4 protein-coding genes are annotated in these 3072 nt (G+C 59.6%); 3 read left to right on the top strand and 1 reads right to left on the bottom strand.

From position 1 onward, the window contains the following. Window positions 1–634, bottom strand: a 634-nt coding sequence (locus GTA51_RS20180) for a hypothetical protein (protein ID WP_211922677.1), incomplete at its 3' end; no start/stop codon positions are given. Between the two features lie 392 nt (window positions 635–1026). Between GTA51_RS20180 and GTA51_RS20175 the strand changes: the two genes are divergently transcribed. From GTA51_RS20175 to GTA51_RS20165, 3 genes are all read left to right on the top strand, one after another. Next, window positions 1027–1650 carry a recombinase family protein gene (locus GTA51_RS20175; protein ID WP_439333341.1) on the top strand — a complete coding sequence of 208 codons (624 nt, stop codon included), beginning with the start codon at window positions 1027–1029 and terminating at the stop codon, window positions 1648–1650. Window positions 1651–1653: 3 nt separating this feature from the next. Further along, on the top strand, window positions 1654–2538 hold the full coding sequence (locus GTA51_RS20170) for a DUF4158 domain-containing protein (RefSeq protein ID WP_211922676.1): 885 nt from the start codon (window positions 1654–1656) through the stop codon (window positions 2536–2538). Window positions 2539–2756: 218 nt separating this feature from the next. Continuing rightward, a complete protein-coding gene (locus tag GTA51_RS20165) occupies window positions 2757–3026 on the top strand; it encodes a transposase (protein ID WP_160964278.1) in 270 nt (89 codons plus the stop codon). Window positions 3027–3072 lie beyond the last annotated feature (46 nt).

Below are 3072 nucleotides of genomic sequence, written 5' to 3'. Positions count from 1 at the left end.
GGTCGGCACCCTGGGTCAGGTAGTGGGCGACAAGCTCGCTTTTGTCCACGGCGGCCCCGCCGACGCCGGCAACTTTGGCCGCGTAGTAGGCCTTATCCACCAGGTGCTCGATGCGGGTGATGCGAGCCTGGAACACACGATCAATCACAAGCAAAGCATAGGGGTTGCCCGGATCGTCCCGAAGCACGCGCTCGATGCGGTCTTTCAGGTCGGGCAGATCGTTCGGCAGGGACCGCCAGCCTTGGCGCATGGTCCAGCGAACGAAATGCTCCAGCGGGGTCATCCCATAGGTGGCTGTGTCGGGATATTCGCTGAGATAAAAGGTTGTGGAGAACAGGGGCGAGGGATCGAGGCCGGAGGCGGCACCCTCGACCAGGTAGTGCTCCAACCCGGTCATGCCTGGGGGAAGCGGCCCAGGAAGTTGAGCGCGATAAAAGCCCTCGTCAAAGACGGGATTTGGCCACAAGCCAAGGTCGGCACCCTGGGTCAGGTAGTGGGCGACAAGCTCGCTTTTGTCCACGGCGGCCCCGCCGACGCCGGCAACTTTGGCCGCGTAGTAGGCCTTATCCACCAGGTGCTCGATGCGGGTGATGCGAGCAGGGTCGGCGGCGAACTTTGGCCCACGATTCATCAAACGGGAAAGAAGATGGCCTAGGCAAGATGAACCTTTCCCAAAATACATAATCACTCCAGTTCTTGTTAGTTGATAATAGCTCAACATGTGGAGAAGGGCAAGCGCCCGAGGTCTGGATAGAGCTTTTGCCGGCACCGTCAACTTGTCGGCCGAGAGGTTGCTTGAAAAGTCGCATCCGGGTATTGGGCTCTGAGTAGCAGCGGAACAGAAAACCTACACAAGGATTTCTGAGCCGATTTCTCTTCGCATCAAACCCCGGTTTGATGCGAAGACGGTGACCGGAACAGTAGCAGTGCCTAGGGCACCTACTTTCCCCTAAAAATCCGTTCAGAAATCTATAGCCTATAAACCCCTCAACACGTAGATTGATGTGCAGGGGGGCGGCACCTCTGTTGATCGGCTACATGCGCGTGTCGACAGATGAGCAGAATCTTGATCTCCAGCGGGATGCGTTGGCACGCGCCGGGTGCGAGCGGGTCTATGACGACGTCTGTTCAGGCCGCACGACCGAGCGTCCGGGCCTCGCGAAAGCGCTCGATGCTGCGCGGGATGGCGACGCACTCGTCGTGTGGAAGCTCGATCGCATTGGCCGTTCACTCACTCATGTCGTAGGTCTTGTCAGCGATCTCCAGAAGCGTGGTGTCGGGCTGAAGGTGCTAACCGGCGATGTGGATACTACCACTGCTACCGGCAGACTCGTGTTCGGCATCTTCGCAACGCTTGCGGAGTTCGAGCGCGACCTCATCCATGAGCGAACCATGGCTGGGCTGGCTGCGGCCCGCGCGAGAGGACGCGCTGGTGGGCGCCCGCGCGTGATGACAAAGCAGAAGCTCAAGGCGGCGATGTCGATGATGGCCGACCGGGATAACGCTGCCCGGGATGTCGCAGTGCAACTCGGCATCTCCCTATCGACGCTCTACGCCTACGTCGACGCGAAAGGGCAGCCACGCGACTGCGCGATTGCTTTGCTCGGCAGACATCCGCGCAAGCGTACCGTTCCTGCGAAACAGGTCTGAACTGTGCCAGTCGGATTCCTTACCGACAGCCAAATTCGCCAGTACGGGCGCTTCACCGGCGAACCCACCCCCGACCAACTCGCGCGCTATTTTCACCTCGACGACGCCGATCACGCATTTGTGGCCGAGCATCGCGGCGACCATAATCGCCTGGGAGTTGCGATCCAACTCGGTTCGCTACGCCTGCTCGGCGTTTTCCTCGACGATCCCACTATCGCGCCCATCTCGGCCGTACATTTCGTTGCAGATCAACTGTCGATCGTCGGCTGGGCCGATCTTATGACGCGGTATGCGGCGAGCGATGGTCGATGGCGGCATGGCCCCCGCATCCGCGAGCGCTATAACTATCACGCCTTCTCCGACTTCGGAATAACGTTTCGTCTCAACCGCTTCCTTTATGCGTTGTGCTGGACAGGCACTGACCGGCCTTCGTCGTTATTCGAGCGCGCAATCGCGTGGTTACTCGCGGCCAAGGTGTTGCTGCCCGGCCTTTCGGTTCTCGAACGCACCATTGCGAGAGTGCGCTCGCGCGCGAACGCGCATCTGCATCGTCTACTCGTTGAAGCGTTGACACCTGAGCAGCGCGCTCGCCTCGACGGCCTAGTCGTGGTTCCCGAGGGTGGGCGCCAGAGCCCACTCGATCGCCTGCGCGACGGCCCGTACATCCAGAGTGGGCGAGAGATCGGTCGCTTTCTCGCCCGTCTTGAAGAGATCCGCACGCTTGCCCATGATCTTCCCCAAATTGATCGTCTTCCCCCCGGCAAGGTTGCAGCTCTCGCGCGTTTTGCTTCGGCCGCCAAGGCACAGGCAGTAGCGCGACTACCAGACGACCGGAGATCCGCCACGCTCCTAGGGGTCGCTCACGAAACGGAAAAAATCGTACGTTAACGGTCAATGTGTCAGGTTGAAGCCGATGAACCCGGACAAATTGTGTCCGGATAACCCGGAATATACCCTAGCCTGACGTGATTTCGTGCCAAGCCTGACGCCCGGTTGATGTACACTTCAACCTGACACGCTTCTCTCAAGTCAAGTCGGATGAAGCCTAACGGGAGGTCACCGCACCTTAGCGTACGATTTTTTCCGTTTCGTGAGCAGACCCCATCATGCACAAAGCCGCCCGCAACCGGGCGCTCAGCGCCGCCGAGAAAGCGGCAAACCGCCTCATCAGCAGCGTCCGGGCAAAGGTGGAACGGGCCTTCGGCACGCTCAAACGGGGATATGGATTCTTCAGGACGCGCTACCTGGGAATCCCCAAGGTCGAGTTGGAATTTCTGCGTAACCGTCAAAAGAACCCCTTCTTACGCCTCCTGAATTTTCTGGCATGGAGTGTCCCCAGGAGGGGCGACCATGGTAGCATCGGCACCGGAGCATAGATCCGAAAAGGCGGCGTATTGGGCTGGACATATTGAGACATGGCGA

The organism is Solidesulfovibrio aerotolerans (assembly GCF_009856865.1).
Classification (GTDB): domain Bacteria; phylum Desulfobacterota; class Desulfovibrionia; order Desulfovibrionales; family Desulfovibrionaceae; genus Solidesulfovibrio; species Solidesulfovibrio aerotolerans.
Note: the sequence above shows the minus strand (reverse complement) of the source record. Positions and strands in the feature narration are given on the sequence as shown.

What these genes read in the sequence shown, in the direction of transcription:
- GTA51_RS20165 (WP_160964278.1), top strand. Translation starts at nt 2,757, where the DNA reads ATGCACAAAGCCGCCCGCAACCGGGCGCTCAGCGCCGCCGAGAAAGCG.